This window comes from Enterococcus sp. C46 (genome assembly GCF_040887565.1).
Taxonomy (GTDB): domain Bacteria; phylum Bacillota; class Bacilli; order Lactobacillales; family Enterococcaceae; genus Enterococcus_B; species Enterococcus_B lactis.
The window spans coordinates 17760-40861 of sequence record NZ_JBFOGA010000002.1 but is presented as its reverse complement, the minus strand read 5'-3'; the positions used below and the strand labels follow the sequence as shown (position 1 = coordinate 40861).

General features: G+C 39.0%; 20 protein-coding genes. 5 read left to right on the top strand and 15 right to left on the bottom strand.

All coding sequences use genetic code 11. The annotated features are described in order from the left end of the window. Positions 1-121 precede the first annotated feature (121 nt). Positions 122-643, bottom strand: a complete 522-nt coding sequence (locus AB3I27_RS03340) for an HdeD family acid-resistance protein (RefSeq protein WP_002309892.1) — start codon at positions 641-643, stop codon at positions 122-124. Between the two features lie 249 nt (positions 644-892). On the opposite strand from AB3I27_RS03340, the gene AB3I27_RS03335 reads away from it, so the two are divergent. Further along, a complete protein-coding gene (locus tag AB3I27_RS03335; RefSeq protein WP_002292637.1) occupies positions 893-2515 on the top strand; it encodes an ABC-F family ATP-binding cassette domain-containing protein in 1623 nt (540 codons plus the stop codon). Between the two features lie 128 nt (positions 2516-2643). Here AB3I27_RS03335 and AB3I27_RS03330 read toward each other — a convergent pair whose 3' ends face one another. From AB3I27_RS03330 to dnaA, 14 genes are all read right to left on the bottom strand, one after another. Beyond that, a complete protein-coding gene (locus tag AB3I27_RS03330) occupies positions 2644-3507 on the bottom strand; it encodes a DegV family protein (RefSeq protein ID WP_002316532.1) in 864 nt (287 codons plus the stop codon). A 490-nt stretch (positions 3508-3997) separates the two neighbouring features. After that, complete coding sequence (locus AB3I27_RS03325) at positions 3998-5290, bottom strand: adenylosuccinate synthase (RefSeq protein ID WP_002309895.1); 1293 nt, start codon at positions 5288-5290, stop codon at positions 3998-4000. A gap of 423 nt (positions 5291-5713) precedes the next feature. Next, positions 5714-7081, bottom strand: coding sequence for a replicative DNA helicase (gene dnaB, locus AB3I27_RS03320; protein WP_002288373.1), 1368 nt, complete (start codon positions 7079-7081; stop codon positions 5714-5716). 274 nt (positions 7082-7355) lie between these two features. After that, positions 7356-7808, bottom strand: coding sequence for a 50S ribosomal protein L9 (gene rplI / locus AB3I27_RS03315; protein ID WP_002288372.1), 453 nt, complete (start codon positions 7806-7808; stop codon positions 7356-7358). A 5-nt stretch (positions 7809-7813) separates the two neighbouring features. Then, positions 7814-9787 carry a DHH family phosphoesterase gene (locus AB3I27_RS03310; protein WP_368022902.1) on the bottom strand — a complete coding sequence of 658 codons (1974 nt, stop codon included), beginning with the start codon at positions 9785-9787 and terminating at the stop codon, positions 7814-7816. Between the two features lie 142 nt (positions 9788-9929). Further along, a complete protein-coding gene (rpsR, locus tag AB3I27_RS03305; protein WP_002288370.1) occupies positions 9930-10166 on the bottom strand; it encodes a 30S ribosomal protein S18 in 237 nt (78 codons plus the stop codon). Positions 10167-10191: 25 nt separating this feature from the next. Then, positions 10192-10704 carry a single-stranded DNA-binding protein gene (gene ssb, locus AB3I27_RS03300; protein WP_002288368.1) on the bottom strand — a complete coding sequence of 171 codons (513 nt, stop codon included), beginning with the start codon at positions 10702-10704 and terminating at the stop codon, positions 10192-10194. 50 nt (positions 10705-10754) lie between these two features. After that, the gene (gene rpsF, locus AB3I27_RS03295) at positions 10755-11054 is read right to left on the bottom strand and encodes a 30S ribosomal protein S6 (RefSeq protein WP_002288366.1); all 300 of its coding nucleotides are present in this window, start codon (positions 11052-11054) and stop codon (positions 10755-10757) included. Positions 11055-11668: 614 nt separating this feature from the next. After that, entirely contained in the window at positions 11669-14140 is a 2472-nt protein-coding gene (gene gyrA, locus AB3I27_RS03290; protein WP_104760342.1) for a DNA gyrase subunit A, read from the bottom strand. 19 nt (positions 14141-14159) lie between these two features. Further along, entirely contained in the window at positions 14160-16106 is a 1947-nt protein-coding gene (gene gyrB / locus AB3I27_RS03285; protein ID WP_002288364.1) for a DNA topoisomerase (ATP-hydrolyzing) subunit B, read from the bottom strand. Further along, complete coding sequence (gene recF / locus AB3I27_RS03280; RefSeq protein ID WP_104760341.1) at positions 16103-17227, bottom strand: DNA replication/repair protein RecF; 1125 nt, start codon at positions 17225-17227, stop codon at positions 16103-16105. Before recF ends, gyrB begins: the two co-directional genes overlap by 4 nt. Beyond that, positions 17214-17456, bottom strand: coding sequence for a S4 domain-containing protein YaaA (yaaA, locus tag AB3I27_RS03275; protein ID WP_002293125.1), 243 nt, complete (start codon positions 17454-17456; stop codon positions 17214-17216). Before yaaA ends, recF begins: the two co-directional genes overlap by 14 nt. A 227-nt stretch (positions 17457-17683) precedes the next feature. Beyond that, a complete protein-coding gene (dnaN, locus tag AB3I27_RS03270) occupies positions 17684-18814 on the bottom strand; it encodes a DNA polymerase III subunit beta (RefSeq protein ID WP_002293124.1) in 1131 nt (376 codons plus the stop codon). 197 nt (positions 18815-19011) lie between these two features. Continuing rightward, complete coding sequence (dnaA, locus tag AB3I27_RS03265) at positions 19012-20346, bottom strand: chromosomal replication initiator protein DnaA (RefSeq protein WP_002293122.1); 1335 nt, start codon at positions 20344-20346, stop codon at positions 19012-19014. Positions 20347-20868: 522 nt separating this feature from the next. On the opposite strand from dnaA, the gene rpmH reads away from it, so the two are divergent. From rpmH to jag, 4 genes are all read left to right on the top strand, one after another. Continuing rightward, on the top strand, positions 20869-21003 hold the full coding sequence (gene rpmH / locus AB3I27_RS03260) for a 50S ribosomal protein L34 (protein ID WP_002293121.1): 135 nt from the start codon (positions 20869-20871) through the stop codon (positions 21001-21003). Positions 21004-21120: 117 nt separating this feature from the next. After that, positions 21121-21477 carry a ribonuclease P protein component gene (gene rnpA, locus AB3I27_RS03255; RefSeq protein ID WP_002293120.1) on the top strand — a complete coding sequence of 119 codons (357 nt, stop codon included), beginning with the start codon at positions 21121-21123 and terminating at the stop codon, positions 21475-21477. Continuing rightward, positions 21474-22292 carry a YidC/Oxa1 family membrane protein insertase gene (locus AB3I27_RS03250; protein ID WP_002309900.1) on the top strand — a complete coding sequence of 273 codons (819 nt, stop codon included), beginning with the start codon at positions 21474-21476 and terminating at the stop codon, positions 22290-22292. The genes rnpA and AB3I27_RS03250 overlap by 4 nt, the downstream gene beginning before the upstream one ends. 17 nt (positions 22293-22309) lie before the next feature. Further along, positions 22310-23068, top strand: coding sequence for an RNA-binding cell elongation regulator Jag/EloR (jag, locus tag AB3I27_RS03245; protein WP_104760340.1), 759 nt, complete (start codon positions 22310-22312; stop codon positions 23066-23068). The last annotated feature ends 34 nt before the right edge of the window (positions 23069-23102 follow it).

Sequence of the window (23102 nt, the reverse complement as noted above, 5' to 3'; positions counted from 1 at the left end):
AAATTTTTCTCGACACCTAAAGATTACCTCGTGCATATTTGTCCATGATAAAAAAGCCAGCTACCAATTGCAACAGTCAAACTGTTACCGGAAGCTGGCTTTTTTATTTGTTTGATTTCACTTATCTAAACGCATAGACGATATGTGTGATGCCGAATAACATAAAATAGAACCCAACTAAAAAGCTTAATGTCAACGCAGAAGAAATTGGATTAAACAATAAGAAAATTCCTAATAAAATTCCTAAAATATTGACGATGATCGTAAACCAATAATAACCTTCACTTACTCCTCTTGCCAAGTCAGCAGTAAATAACGCTAAAACGGAATCAGCAATAAACCATACTGCAAAAACAAAAGGTAATGCTGCGACTCCTGCACCAATATTGAATAAGAAAAAGACGCCAACTAGAATATCGATGATCCCGATTATTAAGGGCATTTTTCCTTTATATCCTGTTAGCTCTTTTAATCTGTTACGTACAAACAGTTCAAATATTCCTTTAATAAATGCAAAAATCGCAAAGACTACTACAATTGCAACTAAATTTCCGACAGGGTCTTGAAATGATAACAATGAGACAAGTACAAATAAAATTCCCAAAATCAATGAGCCCCAGTCGATGGTTCTTTTTTCATCCATTTTCTATCCTTCTTTCATTTCTTTTACAGTTTTATAGTACTCCTTCTTATAAATAACGTCAAAAATTATGCTGTTTCAAACTAAAAAATCCTATAGCAGCTATTTCTACTCCTCTTTTATGTTTATTTTCTTCATTCTGTTTCACGTGAAACACAAAGAATGTTCGATTGCCTTGAATCTTTTACCTTTCCCCTATATAATTCTATAAGACTTGTCAAAAACTAATAATGATAAAAGTGAGGAAAAAAATTGATTACTGTAAATGATGTGAGTTTGCACTTTTCAGACCGCAAACTATTTGATGATGTGAATATTAAATTTACCCCCGGAAACTGCTATGGCTTGATTGGTGCAAATGGTGCAGGTAAATCAACGTTCCTTAAAGTGTTATCAGGGGATCTGCAGCCTTCCACAGGTTCCGTTACTATGGGACCAGATGAACGGATGGCCGTATTGAAACAGAACCATTACGACTATGAAGACTATACTGTACTTGAAACAGTCATCATGGGACACAAGCGTCTGTATGAAGTGATGAAAGAAAAAGATGCAATTTACATGAAAGAAGATTTCACTGACGAAGATGGTATTCGAGCAGCTGAATTAGAAGGAGAATTTGCTGAGCTTAATGGATGGGAAGCAGAACCAGAAGCAGCTGTTTTACTGCAAGGACTGAACATCCCTGAAGAATTGCACCATCAGCAAATGAGTGAATTGACTGGCGGACAAAAGGTAAAAGTGTTGTTAGCACAAACACTATTTGGTAAACCTGATGTTCTTTTACTAGACGAACCAACAAACGGTCTGGATATCCAATCGATCAATTGGTTGGAAGAATTTTTGATTAATTTTGAAAATACTGTGATCGTTGTCTCCCATGACCGTCACTTTTTGAACAAAGTATGTACACATATGGCGGATCTGGATTTTGGTAAAATCAAACTTTATGTAGGAAATTATGATTTTTGGTTGGAATCTAGTCAATTAGCGGCTAAACTCCAAGCGAATGCAAATGCCAAAAAAGAAGAACAAATCAAAGAGCTCCAAGAATTCATTGCTCGCTTTAGTGCGAATGCATCAAAATCAAAACAAGCAACTTCACGTAAAAAAATGCTTGAAAAAATTACTTTGGACGATATCCAGCCTTCTTCTAGACGTTACCCATTCGTTGGATTCAAACCTGAACGTGAGATCGGAAACGACTTATTGCAGGTAGAAAATGTAAGTGTAACGATTGATGGAAAGAAAATCTTAGATGATATATCTTTTAATTTAAACAAAGAAGACAAGGTTGCTTTTGTCGCAGAAAATGATATAACAACAACAACGCTATTCAAAGTTATAATGGGTGAAATTACACCAGATACTGGAACAGTACGTTGGGGAGTAACAACCAGTCATTCTTATTTACCAAAGGATACAACGAAAGAATTCGACACGGATCTAACGATTTTAGACTGGTTGCGCCAATATGCAAGTAAAGAAGAAGATGACAACACCTTCTTAAGAAGTTTCTTAGGAAGAATGCTGTTTTCTGGTGAAGAAGTATTGAAACCAGTAAATGTTTTATCTGGTGGAGAGAAAGTCCGTTGTATGCTCTCAAAAATGATGCTTTCGAAAGCTAACGTACTTGTATTAGACGATCCAACGAACCATTTAGACTTAGAATCAATCACCGCATTGAATGATGGCTTGATGGCATTTACTGGCTCGATCCTGTTTGCCTCTCATGACCATCAATTTATCCAAACATTGGCAAACCGTATCATTGCTGTTTCAGATAAAGGTGTGATTGATCGGGCTGATACGACATATGATGAATTCTTGGAAAACACAGATATTCAAAAACAATTGAACGAGTTATGGGCGTAACGACCTATTTAGCTTAAAAAACAAAAAAACAGCGACCTCTAAGAGATAGAATGCTCATCTATCTTTTAAGAGTCGCTATTTTTGTTACATTCAAATCCTAGGCATTTTTACAGAATGAGTTACTGCTTTTATCGACTGATTCCCATCGAAAAAATCGCGATACAGCCATAGCCTGTGTGACTGGCGATCGTTGGTCCTAAGGGATAAAGCTTGACATCTTTCATCTTTATCTGCTCTTCCAAAAGCCGTTTTGCCTTCTCCGCGCTCTCTAGATCCCCAGCGTAAGCCACATAAACGATTTGATCAAGTGGCGCAACGATTGTTTTTACTGTCTCATTGACGATTGTCTGGATCGACTTGTTCCTTCCGCGAACTTTGTCAACATTCGTCAGCCTTCCTTCTTTATCTACCGTAATAATAGGCTTTACACTCAATAGACTGCCCAGAGTAGCACTTGCTTTGGAAATCCTACCGCCTCGTTCTAGATACTTCAAATCGTCTACAGTTACCCATGAATGGACTTTCAAATAATTTTTTTCCAGCCACTCTAAGGTTTCTTCGATACTTTTCCCTTCTTTTTTCAATCTTGCAGCTTCCAATACTAAAAGCCCTTCCCCGATACTTGCAGCTTTTGTATCAAAAACATAGATCTCAGGGTCTTCATATTCTTCCTTCAGTAATTCAACAGCTTGAAGCGCACTGCTGTAAGAGCCGCTTAATCCACTGGAAAAAGCCACATATAAGACAGGAATCTGTTTTTCCGCATAAGAACGGAAAAATTCTAAATATCGGCCAACATTGATTTGTGATGTCGTAGGCATCGCACCATTTTTCAGCTGATTCATGTAGCGGTCATAATTGAATGTCTTTCCGAGATCATCTACTAACTCTTGATCATTCAATTGGAGATTCATTGATAAAAAATCAATTTTTTCTTCTGCTAATACATGGTATGGCAGATCACAACAAGAATCTGTTACAATTTGATACACATTTTTCAACCCCTTCTCGTTACATTTTACCCTTATCGTCTATTATAGCAAATCTCTTGCGCTAGACACACTTTAACCGGTTTATTTTCGCAAGTTCTAATCAAAATAAGAGGTTGTGACAGAAGTGGTCAGCTTCAAGAAATAAGAAGGAATTTACGAAAATTGCTTCTTAAATTTTTGTGGAATTTCGGCTTATTTCCGTAGAAGCTACTTCTGGACCACCGTGAATAAGAGGTTGTGAAAAAGCTGCTCTGCATCAAGCAGTAAGAACAATCAGATAAAAATAGCACTCCATATTTTTCATCTGATTGGGCTTAGTGCCGTAGATGCAAGCCTTTGAACACCATTTATTCGAAAAAAGGGACTGTGACACGGTTTTTGTCACAGTCCCTTATTCTGAATAAACAGTGTTCAAGTTATTATTATCGTATAGATAAACACTTCGACTCGCTCTGGTAAGAACGTCCTGATTCAGTCGTCGTTTTTATCCTTAGATTTGCGCCCAGACGCTTTCTAAGATGTTTGTTTGTGTTCTATCAGGTCCGACAGAAAATGTTGAGATACGTACACCAACAAGCTCTGAGATACGACGTACATAGTTACGTGCGTTTTCTGGCAGTTCTGCAAGTGTTTTGCATCCTGTAATATCTTCTGACCAGCCTGGCAATTCTTCATAGATTGGTTTGCAACGGTTCAACTCTTTCAAGCTTGCTGGATAGTGGTAGATTAGTTCGCCATCTAATTCATAAGCCGTGCAAATTTTTACGGTTTCCAATCCACTTAATACATCGATTGAGTTTAAAGATAGGTTGGTAATACCTGAAACCCGTTTAGAATGGCGCATAACTACAGAATCAAACCAACCGACACGACGAGGACGTCCAGTTGTCGTACCGTATTCTCGCCCTACTTTGCGGATTTGTTCTCCTGTTTCATCAAATAGTTCAGTTGGAAATGGTCCATCACCGACACGTGACGTATAGGCTTTGCAGACGCCGACGACTTTATTGATTTTTGAAGGTCCTACACCGCTTCCGATTGTAACACCACCGGCTACTGGATTAGAAGAAGTAACAAAAGGATAGGTTCCTTGGTCGATATCCAACATGACTCCTTGTGCCCCTTCAAACAACACTCGTTTACCTGCATCTAAGGCGTCATTCAAGATAACCGAAGTATCTGTGACGTATTGTTTGATTTGTTGACCATATTCATAATATTCTTCAAAAATATCGTCAAAATCAAGTGGTTCTGAATCGAACATTTTTACAAATTGACGGTTTTTGTCATCTAGATTCAAACGAAGTCGTTCTTCAAAAATTTCTTTATCCAATAAGTCTGCGATACGGATACCTACACGAGCGGCTTTATCCATATAAGCTGGTCCGATTCCTTTGATCGTTGTACCGATTTTGTTTTCACCTTTCGCATCTTCTTGTAATTGGTCCAATTTGATATGATAAGGCAAGATTACGTGTGCGCGGTCAGAAATACGCAGATTACTTGTTTCTACACCTTTTTCATGTAAATAAGCTAATTCTTTGACCAATGATTTAGGATTGACTACGACGCCATTTCCAATCACACTGATCTTGTCTTTATAAAAAATCCCAGAAGGAATCAAATGCAGTTTATAAGTCACACCGTTGAATTTGATTGTGTGCCCTGCATTGTCGCCACCTTGGTACCGTGCAATCACTTCAGCATTTTCACTGAGAAAGTCTGTGATTTTTCCTTTCCCTTCATCGCCCCATTGCGTACCTACTACTACTACAGATGACATGTGAACACCTCGTTCTATATTATTTAATCCTGAACCATTGTATCAATAATAGATACATAATTCAAATAAAATCGAATGATTTTTATTTTTATTTTATAAAAACGCTTAAAAAACGAACTTTTATCGTTTTAGAATGATTGTTAAAAAAGAGGTTGTAACAGAAGTGGTCAACTTCAAGAAATAAGAAGGAATGTACGAAAATTGCTTCTCAAATTTTTGTGGCATTTCGGCTTATTTCCGAAGAAGTTACTTCTGGAACACCGTTTATTCGGAAAAAGGGACTGTGACAAGACTTTTGTCACAATCCCTTTGGAGATCTGTTTTAATTAAGTGCTCTAGTCACTCTTGCAGTTACTCGTCGCATCTTATACGAGTGCCCTTGGTCATTGCGCAAGGCTGAACGCTGCTTCCACAACCTCTTCTTTAAAATTCTTCTCTTGGCGAAAGCGACGAAAATTTATTGTATTCTTTGATAAACAGCAGTTCAACTGTTCCTCGCGCACCGCTTCGGTTCTTCTCGATGATGACTTCGATGACGTTGTCATTTTTTGGCTCATTTCCATCATCGTCATCTCCGCCTTCTCTTTCATAATAATCATCCCGATACAAGAAGGCTACGATGTCCGCATCTTGTTCGATTGATCCGGATTCACGAATATCACTTAGTACTGGACGTTTGTCTTGTCGCTGTTCTACTCCACGAGACAACTGCGAAAGAGCAATGACAGGTACTTTCAGTTCTTTTGCCAGTTTTTTCAGTTGGCGGGAGATATCTGATACTTCTTGTTGACGGTTCTCTTTACCGTTCCCTTCAATCAACTGCAAATAATCGATCAATATCAAGCCTAGGTTGCCTTTTTCTTGCGCTAGTTTTCGACATTTCGCGCGGATCTCAGAGATCTTGATCCCTGGTGTATCATCGATAAAAATATTTGCTCGAGAAAGACTTCCCATCGCAACGATCAGATTCGACCATTCTTCTTCCGAAAGCTGACCTGTACGCAAATGGCTAGCTTCAATCGAACCTTCTGCACAAAGCATCCGATTTACAAGAGATTCCGCCCCCATTTCCAGACTGAATATCGCAACAGAACGATCTGTTTTGGTTCCTACATTTTGAGCAATATTCAATGCGAACGCTGTTTTACCTACCGCTGGACGGGCAGCCAGAATGATTAGTTCTTCGGGCTGGAAACCTGCTGTCATTTTGTCCAGACCTTGATAGCCAGTTGGTAGGCCTGTGATTTCTTCATTGTTTTGAGCTAGTCGATCGATATTTTCAATCGTTGAGTTCAGTACTTCAGCAATGGATAAAAAGCCGCTTCGATTTCTTTTTTCCGAAACCTCCAAGATACTGCGTTCTGCATCATCTAAGATCGTCTGAACTTCTTCTCCTTGCTCGAATCCTTTTGTAACGATCCCTGTTGCTGTCTGAATCAATGTACGCAATAATGATTTTTCTTCAACGATTTTCGCATAGTAGACGATATTTGCTGCTGTCGGAACTGCTAAAGCCAAATCTGATAGGTAACTTAAACCACCGGCATCTTCTAACAAATTTGCTTGTTCTAGTCGGTCTTTAACAGTAACAACGTCAATCGCTTCATTACGATCATTCAACTCGATCATTGTCTCAAAAATAATTTGATGGCCGCGACGATAAAAGTCTTTTGGCTCTATGTACTCCATGGCATCAATGATCGTTTCTGCATCAAGAAAAACAGAGCCTAGAACCGCTTGTTCAGCTTCAATATTTTGCGGTGGGATTCGATCCTGCCACACTTCATTCATACGTATCGCTCCTTGTCTTCAATTGCTTCATTTTACAAGAAAATGATGGAAAAGTCATCATTCGCATCGAAAGTATCCTAAAAAAATAGCTCTCTTTTATTATACTCGTTTTCTTCATGCTATTTTACTGTTCTCAAAAAAGAAACCGAAATCAATCTGAAATCGATATGCAGCTTGTGCTTTTGTTGCTACAGCTGCTTTTCTCAGATAAATTTCGGTTTGTCTTTTCTCCTTCTGGTTCTTCTTACCAGCTGAACATCACTATCAAAACTTGTTATTCTTGTACGACATGAACTTTGATCGTAGCCGTCACCTCATGATGCAACTTCACAGGTACGTTTGTGTAGCCTAGTGAACGGATTGGGTTTTCTAGTTCGATTTTTCGTTTATCTAATTTGATTTTGTATTGTTTGTTTAGCCCTTCAGCAATTTGTTTTGAAGGAATCGATCCAAACAAACGGCTGTCTTCCCCTGCTTTTGCTTTTAACTCGACTACCGTATCTTCTTTTTCCAAGAATTCTTTTAATTTTTTAGCTTCTTCCAAGATTTCAGCTTCGTGTTTTTCTTGGGCTTTCTTCTGTCCAGCTAACTGACTGATACTACTTTTCGTTGCTTCTTTTGCCAAGTTATTTTTGATTAGATAATTTTGTGCATAACCTGCTGGAACTTCTTTGATGTCGCCTTTTTTACCTTTTCCTTTTACGTCTTGTAAAAAAATTACTTTCATTTGGATTACTCCTTATCATATATTTGATTCATATTTTCTTTGATTGCAGCAAAAAGCTTCTGTTTTGTTTCTTCAACTGTCGTATTCTCCAGTTGAGTAGCTGCATTTGTGAAGTGTCCTCCACCACCTAAGGATTCCATGATGATTTGGACATTGATCGTACCGGTACTTCGGGCACTGATCCCAATCAATCCGTCTGTCCGCTTCGTAATGACGAAAGCTGCGTTGATATTGATCATCGAAAGCAGTGTATCTGCTGTTTTTGCCGCTATGACACTATTATACTCTTTTTCATCTGTTCCTGCCGCCACAACAATATCAGAAGTCACATACTCGCTTCCAGCAATCAAATGACTGATTTCCAAGTATGTCGCTAAGTCCGAGCTCAATAAATATTGTACTAAGGATGCGTCTGCTCCACAAGACCTTAAATAGCTGGCAACATCAAAAGTTCGTGCAGTTGTACGAACATTGAAACTATTCGTATCTACAACCATCCCTGCAAGTAATAGTGTGGCCTCAAAGCGATCTAAGCGATTCGTTTTGCTGCTTTGGTATTGGATCAGCTCAGAAACTAGCTCTGAAGCGGAAGAGGCTGAAGATTCGATATAAGTCAGCAAAGGCTTGCTTGGAAACTCTTCCCCTCGGCGGTGATGATCAATGATCACGATCTTATCAAATTGCTCATATAGGCTCTGAGAGATCGATAGAGAAGGTTTATGATAATCCACCATCACGAGGAGGTCTTCATCTTTTTTCAGCTCTATGGCGCGTTCTGGAGAGATCAATTGCATTTCTAATTCTGGATGTTTATCGATTTCTTCGAGACAACGTTCTACATCTGGAATGATTTCGTTCTCGTTGATAACGATATAAGCCTTTTTCTGGTTGAAGCGTGCAAGACAACTGACACCAAAAGCAGAGCCTAAAGCATCCATATCCGGAAATTTATGTCCCATGATGAACACATCGCCTGTTTCATCAAAAATCCGGCGCAAAGCAGTACTCATCGCTCGAGAACGGACACGCGTGCGTTTGACATTCTTAGCTGATTTACCGCCATAATAAACAGGTTTCGCACCTTCTTTTACCTCTTTCACGACAACTTGGTCGCCTCCGCGGACTAGAGCAACATCTAAATTGTTCTGAGCTTCTCCACCGATTTCATCGAGGGATCTTGCGCCATAAGCAATCCCCATACTCAAGGTGACAGGCGAGCTCTGTTTTTCAGCTTCTGCTCGAAAGCGGTCCAACAAATCAAATTTTTTATCCATCATCTTTTTCAAATCGATCATCTGCGCGACGAAGAAAAACCGTTCTGCGTTGATTCTTTTGAAAAAGACATGGTATTCATTCATCCAGTCAGAAACTAGTGTAGTGACGAAAGAGTTCAAATAAGAAATCTCTTTATCATCCAATTTATCAATAGCATCTGCATAGTTATCAATAGATAAAATACCGATTACTGGCTGACTGTTCGCCTGATGAAGTTTCAACAACTGGTTTTGGGTGATATCATTAAAATAAACGACACCCTTTACTGTATCCATATCAAACTGAAATGTTTTATCTGCTAGATAGACTTGGTTTTTCTTTTTTTCTTTTGCAGTAAAAAAAGTATCTAACAATTCTTCCTCTGTTAATCCACTTTGATCTTTGACTTTCAATGCTAAAGGATTGAGCCATTCGATTTTTTGGCTTGATGGCTGATAAGCAATCACTCCTACAGGCATGACTTCTGAGACATAAGCCAGATTTGTTTCGGCTACGGTCGAAGCCTGCTGGATTTTTTCACGTTTATTTAAAATAAGCCAGCGTTTCATTTTCAACCAATAGCGAACGCCCCATAAATTCATCAAAAGAATGACCAAAGCGCTAACAAAACGAAATGGTAAAATTAAGACTACCAATACTTCGATTAGTATAAACAGGATAAGGAAGAGAGGTTTTGGGGATAAATGATTGTTTTTATTTTCCATAATTTTCCTCCCATATATGACTAACTTGATTTTACCATAACTTTCGTCATTCAAGCGACTAAACGAATATCGGTTATTTTTACAGAAAAAAAAGAATTGAATAGCTGATCAAAAGGATCAGTCATTCAATTCCTCGGATTTATTAGTCTTCGCTAACGAAAGGTAGCAAGCCCATGATACGTGCGCGTTTGATTGCAACAGTAATTTTACGTTGGTTTTTAGCGCCTGTACCAGTTACACGACGTGGCAAGATTTTACCGCGTTCTGAAATAAATCTTTTTAGTAATTCGATATCTTTATAATCGATATATTCAATATGGTTAGCAGCAATGTAATCTACTTTACGACGTTTACGTCCGCCTCTTCTTTGTTGTGCCATTCTATTTCCCTCCTATCAAATTCGTTTAGAATGGTAAATCATCATCTGAAATGTCGATCGTTGAACTTGAGCCGAATGGGTCAGAAGTATCACGGTCGAAATCAGGCATACCGTTGGATGATTGAGATGTTTGATTAGAGTTATTGTTTCCGCCAAATCCGCCAGCTGATTGACCAGAACTTTGGAATCCGCCGCTTTGTTGGCGATTTTCAGATGCAGAACGACTTTCCAGCAATTGGAAGTTGTCAGCTACTACTTCTGTCACGTATACACGTTGTCCTTGCTGATTATCATAAGAACGAGTTTGGATACGTCCAGTAACACCTAAAAGTGTTCCTTTACGAGCATAGTTTGCTAAAGTTTCTGCTGATTTGCGCCAAATCACACAGTTGATAAAATCAGCCTCGCGATTGCCGCTTTGGTTTGTAAAATTACGATTCACAGCCAAAGTAAATGTTGCGACTGCCGTACCACTTGCTGTGTAACGCAAATCTGGATCTTTCGTCAGACGTCCAACTAATACAACATTATTAATCAAAATAGTCATCTCCTCTCATCGTTTTTCTATTGTTTCACATGAAACAACAATTAAGCTTCTTCTTTAACAATCATGTGACGAATGATGTCGTCGTTGATTTTAGCAAGACGGTCAAATTCATTGACAGCATTTGCTGATGATGGAGAAGATACTTTAACGATGTGATAGATACCTTCACGGTAACCGTTCATTTCATAAGCGAAACGGCGTTTTTCCCAATCTTTTGATTCGATAACTTCTGCTCCGTTATCTTTCAAGATTGCATCGAAACGTTCGATTAAAGCAGTTTTTGCTTCTTCATCAATGTTTGGACGAATAATGTACATGATTTCATATTTCGTGTTTTCCATTGATATTCACCTCCCTGTGGACTTTCGGCTCTTAGGTTCCTAAGAGCAAGGAGAGTTATCTAATTAATTAGACTACTCACAAGCTTTGATTATACACTCTATTTTGGTCAAAAGCAATACAGAATAAACAGTTTTAAATATTTTAAGAGAAATTCAATTAATCAAAAAAGCAAGCAAGGGAACTGTGACAAAAGTCTTGTCGCAGTTCCCTTTTTTCGAATAAACGGTGTTCTCCTGCCAACTCCTCGGTCACAAGTCACACTATTCAACAAACATGAGAAGCTATTTTTTTGAAATTGCTCCTTGTGACTCAGAGTGAAACGGCAGGCTCACGACCTCTTCCTTAAACGGTGTTCAAAAGCTTGCATCTACGGCACTAAGCCCAATCAGATGAAAAATATGGAATGCTATTTTTGTCTGATTGTTCTTACTGCTTGATGCAGAGCAGCTTTTTCACAACCTCCTACACGGTGTTCCAGAAGTAACTTCTTCGAAAAATAAGCCGAAATTTCACAAAAATTTGAGAAGCAATTTTCGTGAATTCCTTCTTATTTCTTGAAGCTGACCACTTCTGTCACAACCTCTTTGCTAACTTAAACACCTCATCTTTATGATTATTCTTCTGTTGCTTGCTCTTCAACTGTTTGTTCTACCGCTTCTGGCTCGACTGCTGCCATTGTGACGACTTTCGTATCAGCTTCCATCTTCATCAAACGTACACCCAATGTTGAACGTCCAGTTTGAGAAACAGTCGATACGTTGAAACGGATAATCACACCTTTATCTGTAATCAGCATGATGTCTTCATCTCCAGAAACAGTGGTCAATCCGGCTAGTGGACCATTTTTTTCAGTGATATTCGCCGTTTTGATTCCTTTACCTCCGCGGCCTTTCACTGGATATTCCGATACTTTGGTCCGTTTTCCGTAACCTTTTTCTGTAATCACTAGTACTTCTTGGTCTTCCTTCATCAGGGCTGCCCCAACAACGTAGTCTTCCTCACGCAAACGTATCCCTCTGACGCCGGAAGCTGTACGTCCCATATCGCGGACTGCTTCCTCTTTGAAGGTCACAGAGTAGCCGTTATGTGTGCCAATGATGATATTTGACTGTCCATCTGTCAATAGAACATTGACTAATTCGTCATCTTCTTTCAAACCAATTGCAATCAGACCATTGCTTCGGATGTTAGCGAAAGCAGTGACAGACGTACGTTTAACTGTACCTTGACGCGTCGTAAAGAAGAGGTAGTGGCCTTCTTCTGCTTCTCCCGTCACCGCAATAATTGCTTGGATGCTTTCACTCGAGTCGATACCCAGCAAATTGATGATTGGGATACCTTTGGCTGTACGTCCGTATTCTGGAATTTCGTATCCTTTTGCCCGATACACTTTTCCGTTATTCGTAAAGAATAACAATGTATCATGGGTAGAACAAGAAACTAGATTCTTGACGAAGTCGTCATTGTGGATACCCATTCCTTGGACACCACGCCCGCCTCTTCGTTGAGCTCTGAATTCATTATTTGCCAAACGTTTGATATAACCATTGTTTGTCAGTGTAATAACGATTTCTTCTTCTTCAATCAAATCTTCATCTTCTAGACTTAAGACCTCACCGACTAGTAATTCTGTGCGTCGTTTATCACCAAATCGTTGATTCAAGTCTGCTAATTCATTCTTGATGATTTCTGTGACACGTTCGGGTCTTGCCAGAATGTCAGTCAAATCTTCAATCAGTTTCAATAGTTCTTGGTATTCATTTTCGATTTTTTCCCGTTCCAAACCGGTCAATCGACGCAAACGCATATCTAAGATAGCTTGTGATTGGCGATCGGATAAATCGAACCGTTCGATCATTATTGCTTTTGCTTCATCATCTGATTTAGACCCGCGGATAATCGCAATGATTTCATCGATATGATCCAAAGCAATACGCAAACCTTCTAAGATGTGTGCTCTTGCTTCTGCTTTTTCTTTTTCAAAGACCGTCCGTCGTGTGATGACTTCGCGTTGATGTTCGATATAGTTTTCAAGGATTTGTTTCAAACTTAAAACTTTCGGCACGCCTTTTTCGATGGCCAACATATTGAATCCAAATGAATTCTGTAAGGATGTCAATTTGTATAAGTTATTCAAAATAACTGATGCGCTGGCGTCACGACGAATGTCAATGACAATTCGCATGCCTTCACGGGAAGATTCATCCCGCAAATCCGTGATTCCTTCGATACGCTTGTCTCTGTGCAACTCAGAAATCCGTTCAATCAATTTGGCTTTATTGACCATATAAGGTAATTCCGTCACGAGGATCCGTTCTTTGCCATTTGGCATCTCAGTGATCTCAACTTTTGCACGTACGGTAATAGAACCTTTACCTGTTTCATACGCTCTTCGGATTCCTGATTTTCCCATGACTAAACCACCTGTTGGAAAATCTGGTCCAGGTAATACTTCCATCAATTCATTGGTCGTCACATCAGGATTATCCATCAGCAAATCGATAGCCGCTACTACCTCAGATAAATTATGAGGTGGGATATTCGTTGCCATACCCACGGCTATCCCCGTCGTTCCGTTCACCAAAAGATTGGGGAAGCGAGCAGGTAATACAACGGGTTCTTTTTCTGTGTCATCATAGTTGCTTTGGAAATCAACAGTGTTCTTATTGATATCACGCAGCATTTCTGTAGCGATTTTACTCATCCGTGCTTCGGTATAACGCATAGCAGCGGCACCGTCACCGTCAACAGAACCAAAGTTTCCATGGCCATCCACTAGCATATAACGATAGCTAAATGGCTGCGCCATCCGTACCATTGACTCATAGATCGCACTATCCCCATGAGGATGGTATTTACCCATGACATCTCCGACGATTCTGGCAGATTTTTTATGGGCTTTATCCGGTGTCACACCTAATTCGTTCATGCCGTATAAAATACGGCGATGAACGGGTTTCAGACCATCTCTGACATCAGGCAGTGCACGTGCGACAATAACACTCATCGCATAATCGATGAAGGAGTCTTTCATTTCGCTGGTTAGATTGACATCATGGATGTTTTCTCTGATTTCTTCACTCATTCTTTTTCCTCCTTCATGATTAAATATCTAAGTTCTTCACGTAATGTGCATTTTCCTCGATGAATGCACGACGAGGCTCTACTCGATCCCCCATCAACATTTCAAATATCTGGTCTGCCGCAATAGCATCGTCCACGCTGACGCGGGCCATCATTCGATTACTTGGGTCCATAGTTGTTTCCCATAGTTGATGATCATCCATTTCTCCAAGTCCTTTATACCGCTGAACACTTGGTTTTGGTGAAGCAGGAAGTGAAGCAACGACTTGTTTCAACTCTTCTTCTGCATTCTTTCCTGGTTGTACATACGTGATATTCTTCCCTTGTTTTACCCCGTATAAAGGCGGCTGAGCAATATAGACATAACCAGCTTCAACAATTGGACGCATGTAACGGTAAAAAAGAGTCAGCAGCAATGTACGGATATGCGCACCATCAACATCGGCATCAGTCATGATCACTAATTTATGATAACGAGCTTTCGATACATCGAAATCTTCTCCAAACCCTGTACCCATAGCGGTAAATAAAGACCGGATCTCTTCATTTGCCAAGATCTTATCCATACTTGCTTTTTCAACATTCAAGATTTTCCCACGAATAGGCAAGATAGCTTGAAATTCTCGATTACGACCTTGCTTAGCTGATCCGCCGGCCGAATCTCCTTCGACGATGAACAATTCGCATTTTTCAGGATCGTTGCTAGAGCAGTCTGCTAATTTTCCTGGCAGATTACTGATCTCTAAAGCACCTTTACGTCTCGTTACTTCACGCGCACGTTTCGCTGCTAGACGAGCTCTGGAAGCTAATAATCCTTTTTCAACGATTTGACGGCCCACACTTGGGTTTTCTAGCAAGAATTTCATGAAATGCTCGCTAAATAACCGATCAGTGACTGTCCGTACTTCGGAATTGCCCAATTTTGTTTTTGTTTGTCCTTCGAATTGAGGGTCAGGATGCTTGATAGAAATAACAGCTGTCAATCCTTCTCGCACGTCTTCACCAGTCAAGTTGTCATCATTTTCTTTCATCAGCTTTTGTTTTCGAGCATAATCATTGATTACCCGAGTTAATGCAGTCTTGAATCCTGATTCATGTGTTCCGCCTTCATACGTATGGATATTGTTGGCAAAACTCATGATATTGGAATGGTAGCCGTCTGTATATTGCATAGAGACTTCAACTGCGATATCTTGCTGCTCACCTTCCAAATATACAGGTTCTGGGAAAATCACGGTTTTGTTTGCATTCAAGTATTCGACATAACTTTTGATCCCGCCATCATAATGGTATTCATTGATGACTGGTTCTTCTTCTCGTTTGTCCTCAATCGAGATACGCATCCCGCGGTTCAAGAAAGCTAGTTCACGGATTCGGGTAGCCAATTTTGAAAAATCAAACTCAGTTGTCTCTGTAAAAATTTCAGGATCTGGCGTAAAGTGAACCGTTGTTCCATGGCGATCCGTTTGTTCAATGATCTTTAAGTCGTCCACTACAGCTCCACGACGATACTCTTGATAGTACACATTTCCTTCTTTGTATACTTTGACATCAAGTTGCGTAGAAAGTGCGTTTACGACGGAAGATCCCACTCCATGAAGACCACCGGAAACTTTGTATCCGCCACCGCCAAATTTTCCTCCAGCATGTAAAACAGTAAAGACCGTTTCAACTGCAGGACGTCCGGTTTTTGCTTGGATATCTACTGGTATCCCCCGTCCATCGTCAATAACAGTGATACTGTTGTCTTTTTCTATAATCACATGGATTTTCGTTGCAAAACCTGCTAATACTTCATCGATCGAATTATCGACGATTTCCCAAACAAGGTGATGCAGACCTTCAGAACTAGTCGAACCGATATACATGCCAGGTCGTTTACGAACGGCTTCAAGTCCTTCAAGTACTTGAATCTGACTGGCATCATATTCTTTAGCGCGTTCTACTAAACTTCTTTCTTCTGTCATTCAGTTTCTTCTCCTTTTAATTTCCCTTGTCGAACATAAAAAATCTCAGGTTCAACAGTCATTTTATTTTTTACATGGTCAAGTGTCGTCGTTGTTAAGAACGTTTGAACTTTTCCTTCGATTGTTTCCAGCATATGGAGCTGACGATTATCATCCAGCTCGCTCATCACATCATCTAATAATAGGATTGGATATTCCCCTGTCTCTTCTTTGATCAAATCAATTTCTGCTAATTTGACACTTAGAGCAGTCGTTCTTTGCTGTCCTTGCGATCCATAAGTCTGCACGTTTTTTTGATTAATAAAAAAGGAAAGATCGTCACGGTGAGGACCAACTGTCGTCGTTCCCCGAAAAAGGTCTTTCTTTTTGTTTTGATTCAAAAGTGCGAGAAATTGTTCTTGGATTTGTTCTTGCGTATGTGTTTCTAAAGAATCGACTGCGGTGAGATACTCGATTTCCAACTGCTCTTTATGATGTGTGATTTGCTGATGTAAAGAATTAGCCCAAAACTCCAATCGCTTGATGAACTGTGCTCTTGCTTTCAATACTTTGCTACCAAACGCTGCTAGTTGTTCGGACAAAATATCCAAATAAAGCAAATCAGTTTGTTTTTTTTCATTCAATTGCTTCAAATACTGGTTTCTTTGCTTCAAAATCGCTTGGTATTGGACAAGATCATAAAGATAAATTGGATTGATCTGACCTAATTCCATATCTAAAAATTTCCGCCTGATCTGCGGGCTGCCTTTTACTAACGAAAGATCCTCTGGTGCAAATAAAATGACATTCATTTGTCCCACGTAAGTACTTAACTTTTTTTGTTCGATATGGTTGATCTTGGTTTTTCGGCCTTTTTTAGATAATAAGATTTCTAATGGGAGAGTGGATGAACCTTTTGCGATCTCTCCTTGGATCATTGCCTGATCGTCATTCCAACCAATCAATTCCTGCTCACTACTTGTCCGATGGCTTCGCGTCATAGCCAATACATAGATACTTTCCAAAAGATTTGTTTTTCCCTGCGCATTTTCACCTAAAAAAATGACCAGATTCTTGGAAAATTCGATGTTCAGCTCTTCGTAATTTCGATAATTTTTTAAATACAGCTTATTCAGCCTCATTATCGTCGTTTCCTTTTTTTACCATAAAAAAAGTTCCTACTTCTGGAACTTCAACCATCATACCGGGATAAAGCTTGCGTCCACGACGATTTTCCGGCTCGCCATCGACTAACACAGTGTTTTCTGCCAAATACCATTTTGCTTGTCCGCCACTACCGATAACGGTGGCTTCTTTCAGCATTTGACCCAACGTCATGAATTCCGTATTTAGAATGACTTGTTGTTTCAATGTCCATCCCTCATTTTCATTATTAAAAGTATACTCTATTATACCTTTTTTTCCGCAATAAAACAAATTTATCCATATATTTTTCCATATAAGACGATTTAATCTAAAAAAGGTGATTTAGACAAAAATAAACAGAAAGCCTTAAAAGAGATTTTAGGGCCTTCTGTTTAAATTTTATTTTTTCTAATTCTTTTCAATTAAATTTTCAATATCTTTGAAAATCTTTGTTAATTTGTACGTACAGGAGTAATCAATTGGATAAATTGAACGCCATCTTCCGTTGGTTCCAACGTGAATGGTCGAATAGCGGAAATAAATTTTACTTTGATACTCATATCTCCAAATGCACGCAACGCTGCTTTCATATAATCCGGGTTGAAAGAAATCTCCAATGGATCGCCACTGCTTGCTGTATAGCTCAAGCTTTCTTCTACTTTCCCGATTTCTGGAGAATTTCCGTATAAAACAACCGCATCTGGACGAATGGATAAACGAACGATATTGTTGCGGCCTTCATGAGAAAGTAAAGAAGCACGTTCGATTGCTGCTAGAAAGCTAGGAACAGAAAATTCGACCTCTGTATTAAAGCTTGATGGGATCAAACGATTGGTATCAGGATAGTTTCCTTCTAGCAAGCGGGAATAGAAATACATTGTTTCCGTTTTAAACAAGACTTGGTTTTCCATAATGCTGATTTCGACGATTTCTTCTTCATTTGTCAATGAGCGAGACAATTCGATCAAACTTTTCCCGGGAATAACAATATCAAAATGATCAGCCGTTTGTTCTACTGGGATCACCCGTTGACTTAGACGGTGAGAGTCGGTAGCTACAGCCAATAAAGAATGATCAGATAAAATAAAATGCACACCCGTCAAGATTGGACGGCTCTCATGCTGCGAAACAGCAAAAACTGTTTCGTTGATTAGTTTAGTCAATACGTGTACTGGTAATTTCATCTGGTTATGACTTTCGACAACAGGAAGATGAGGATAATTGTCTGCATCTAATCCATTCACGATAAAATTCGCTTTTCCAGAAGTGATCGCTACTTGTTTATTTTCTAATACTTCTAAAGTAAATGTTTCTTCAGGAAGTCTTCGAATGATTTCGCTAAAGAAACGAGCTTGTAAAACAATTGATCCGGTAGATTCGATTTGCATATTTGCTTTTTCGTTTTCAACAGACAAAAAAGTTTCAATTGATATATCAGCGTTGCTCCCTGTCAAAGTCAAACCTTCTTGTGTCAGTGTGATTTTTACACCTGTCAAAATAGGGATAGTGGTTTTGCTTGAAATAGCTCGTTGAACAGTTTGCAATTCCTGCATAAAGCTAGCTCGGTTTAAAGTAACTTTCATGATGTATCTCCTTTGAATGTTTGTTTATTTATTATTAGTTAAAAAGAATAATAAAAGTAATAGGGCATGTTGATTCTGTGGAAAACTCAAAAAACGCAAGAGAGAAACGAAAAAACAGCTGTGGAAAAAGTGTGTATAACTTTTGCTTGTTTTTTTCTTTTATCCACATGCTATTTTCAGTTGGTAGAATCGACAAATTAATTTAGTAAAAAGTTTTTGATTTCTGATACTTCATTTTGCATGCTGACACTAGAATCCATCAGCTGCTGGATTTTCTCATGGGCATGGATAACCGTTGTATGGTCCTTGCCACCGAATTCAGCACCAATTTTCGGTAAAGAATTATCTGTGAGCTCACGTGCCAAGTACATAGCGATTTGTCTAGGTACAACAATAGATTTGACGCGTTTCTTTCCTTTGAGATCTTTCAATTGGATGTGATAATACTTTGCCACTTCTTCTTGGATCTGCAAAATCGACAATTGAGGATGTCCTTTTCCTGACTTTAACGTTTTCAGCGCATCTGCAGCTAGACTAGTCGAAATATCTTCACTATTCATTGCAGCAAAAGCCTGTACTCGAACAAGTGCCCCTTCTAATTCACGAATATTAGAATCAATTTGTCCTGCGATATAGCTCAGCGTGTCATCTGGGATCTCTAGACGTTCAGCTGCCGCTTTTTTACGCAAAATCGCTGTTCTTGTTTCAAGATCCGGTGGCGTAATATCAACAGAGAGCCCCCATGCAAAGCGAGAAACAAGGCGTTCTTGTAGTTTCGGAATCTCGTTTGGCAACCGATCACTGGTTAGAACGATTTGTTTACCCTCATTGTACAAGGCATTGAAAGTATGGAAAAACTCCTCTTGCGTAGCTTCTTTTTCTGCGAAAAATTGAATATCATCTACTAATAGTAAATCAACATTTCGATATTCTTGACGGAATTCTTCTGCTGTTTTGTTTTGGATCGAATTGATGAAATCATTAGCAAAAGTTTCACTGCTTACATATTTTACTTTGGCATTAGGCTGACTTTGCAGCATTTGATGACCGATGGCATGCATCAAGTGAGTCTTACCAAGTCCTACGCCTCCATAAAAGAAGAGCGGGTTATAAATAGAACCTGGATCTTCTGCTACAACGAGCGCTGCTGCATGAGCCATCTGGTTTCCTTTACCAATGACAAACGTATCAAAGGTATATTTAGGATTCAGCATGGCTTTTTTTAGCGGACTAGGTGCCGCAACTTTTGGATTTTTTTCTTCTACAACTTCTTCTTGCTCTGCTTCTTCGCCAGTAATAAAGCGAGGGATAATCTCATTTCCTGATAACATATAACCGACTTCAACGATTTTTGTTGCCAGGTTTTTTTCCCAATATTCTTTATGAATCTTGCTAGGAACCTCAACAACGAGCTGGTTTTGATCAAGAGTTCGAGGGTTCGCTGTTTCAATCCATGTATTATAGCTAGCAGGCGATAAATCCTTTTGGTATGTTGCTTTTAATTCATTCCATAAAGCATCGAGGGATACCATGTAAGGCCTCCTCCTTCATTAAAAAGTGAATAACTAGTACTAATTTAGCATTTTTTTTAATAGTTTTCCACAGAAACCGAAGAAAAAAATTTTTTAATTACAATTATCCACACAATCGACAAATAAAAAAAAGAGAAAAACACAGCTGTCAAAAAAAGTTTTCCACACCACTAATGCACAGGTGGACAACTTGTAAAAATCACTAGATTTCCTCCTGTGCTTGTGGATAACAAATGTATATTTATCAATGGTTTAGGGACGAAATGCACAGGAAAACGTCTGGTTGTGGATTACTTTTTTTACACGTGTGTTTTCTGTGTAAAAGTACCTCGTTATTATTTGTGGATAATTCCTGTGTATAACTTTTTCCACATGAGATTCCCATAGAAAAAAATAATCTTGTGGATAAGTTTTGACAATCGATCTTCTATTTTATATTGACAAAATCACTACTTTGTCGTTATACTATCAAAGTATGTCTGTGTTTATAAAATAGATAAGAACATTTTGGAGGTGGAATATATGAAAAGAACATACCAACCAAATAAACGTAAACGTCAAAAAGTTCACGGATTCCGTAAACGTATGAGTACTAAAAATGGACGTCGTGTGTTAGCTAGCCGTCGTCGTAAAGGAAGAAAAGTTCTTTCAGCTTAGACCACTGGGGTTTCAGTGGTTTTTTTTATACTCTTTTTTAGGGAAATGATGAAAGGACAATCGTAATTATGGTATGATTATGAGCGTAAGTGAGAGATAGAAAAGGAAAGAAAACTAATGAGAAAAGCGTATCGAGTAAAAAAAGAACGAGAGTTTCAAGCCGTGTTTCATACGGGAGATTCTTTTGCTAACCGCAAATTCGTCGTTTACCGTTTGAAAAAACCGGGACAGCCTCATTTTCGAGTTGGTTTATCTGTAGGAAAAAAGGTCGGCAACGCGGTAAGCCGCAATGAAGTCAAACGAAAAATCCGAGCAGCAGTTTATTCTATAAAAGAAGAGATTGATCCGGAGTTGGATTTTATTGTGATTGCTAGACCAAGTGTGAAGGGGCTAACTTATGATGAGGTTCGCTCCAATTTAGTCCACGTCTTAAAACTTGCAAAAATAATCGACAGAGAGGAAAAGAGTAAGTGAAGAAATACAAACGTTTACTTTTGATGGCCGGTATCGTTAGTTTGGTCATCGTCTTATCCGGTTGCGGAACTGGGGAAGTCAGCGCACAAAGTACAGGAATTTGGGATCGTTATATTGTTTATTACTTTGCTGAGGCGATCAAGGCGTTGTCATTTGGTAATGCAGGAATAGGGATCATTTTATTTACATTGATCATCCGTGTAATCTTGTTGCCGCTGATGCATTTCCAAACAAAGAGCATGCGTAAGACACAAGAATTACAACCGAAATTAAAAGCACTGCAGCAACAATATAGTTCAAGAGACCCAGAAACACAAAGTAAATTAAGAGAAGAGCAACAGCGTTTATATGCGGAAAATGGAGTCAATCCATATGCTGGTTGTCTTCCTTTATTGGTACAAATGCCAATCTTGATGGCGTTATGGCAATCTATTTCCCGTGTACCTGAGTTGAAACAAGGTCATTTCTTATGGTTGAACTTAGGGAACGCGGATCCAACATTTATCTTGCCGATTCTAGCAGCAATCTTTACTTTTGCAAGTACGTATTTATCTAGTATGAGTCAAATTGAATCGAATGCATCAATGAAGATCATGAATTTCGTGATGCCTGTAATGATTTTAGTGATGGGTGTCAATTTAGCCAGCGGTCTTTCATTATACTGGGTGGTTTCCAATGCCTTCCAAGTTGTACAAACATTGCTGATCAACAATCCTTTCAAAATTCGAAAAGAACGGGAAGAAGAAGCACGGAAAATCCGCGAAAGAGAACGTGCGTTGAAGAAAGCAATGAATCCTAAGAAAAAACGGAAATAATAGGGGAGGGAATGCTAATGCCGATTTATGAAGCTGTAACAATAGATGAAGCTGTTCAACTAGGTCTAGCTGATTTGGGTTTGACCAAAGACCAAGTTGAAATCGAAATATTGGAAGAAGGAAAAAAAGGTTTCCTAGGAATGGGCCGAAAGAATGCACGGCTTTCGATCCAGCCAAGTATCAGCGAAAAAATTTCTGAAACAGTAGAACAGACGGTAGAAGAGATTTTAGAAGAAGAACCAACAGCTGAGATCGAGGTAGTCAACGAAACGATTCTTGAAGAAAAAACAGAAGAAGTAAGTGAGCTAGGTGATGAAGCAGCTTTAACGGAATTGGCAGTCTATCTTACTGAAATTTCAAAACAACTTGATGCTCCAGCACTTGTTAAAATGGAAAGAGAATCAAATAATATGGTCGTTTTTCATTTAGAAACACAAAAACAAGGGTTACTGATTGGGAAACATGGAAAAACGTTGAATGCACTGCAATATCTGGCACAAGTCTTTATCCATCGTTTAGCAAGAAATAAGCTATCTGTAGTGGTCAATGTAGGCAATTACCGCGAAAAGCGTCAAGAGATTATTCAGCGTTTAGCTGATCGCACGGCTGAAAAAGTAAAACGGACAGGACAGCCTGTTTTCTTAGAACCAATGCCTGCCTTTGAACGTAAACAAATCCATGCGGCATTAAGCAAAGATGAACATGTAAAAACACATTCGGAAGGTGAGGAACCTTATCGTTACTTAGTAGTTGAACCTGCTAAAAAATATTATTGATTCCATTACTTTTTGAATAAATCACGTTGACAAA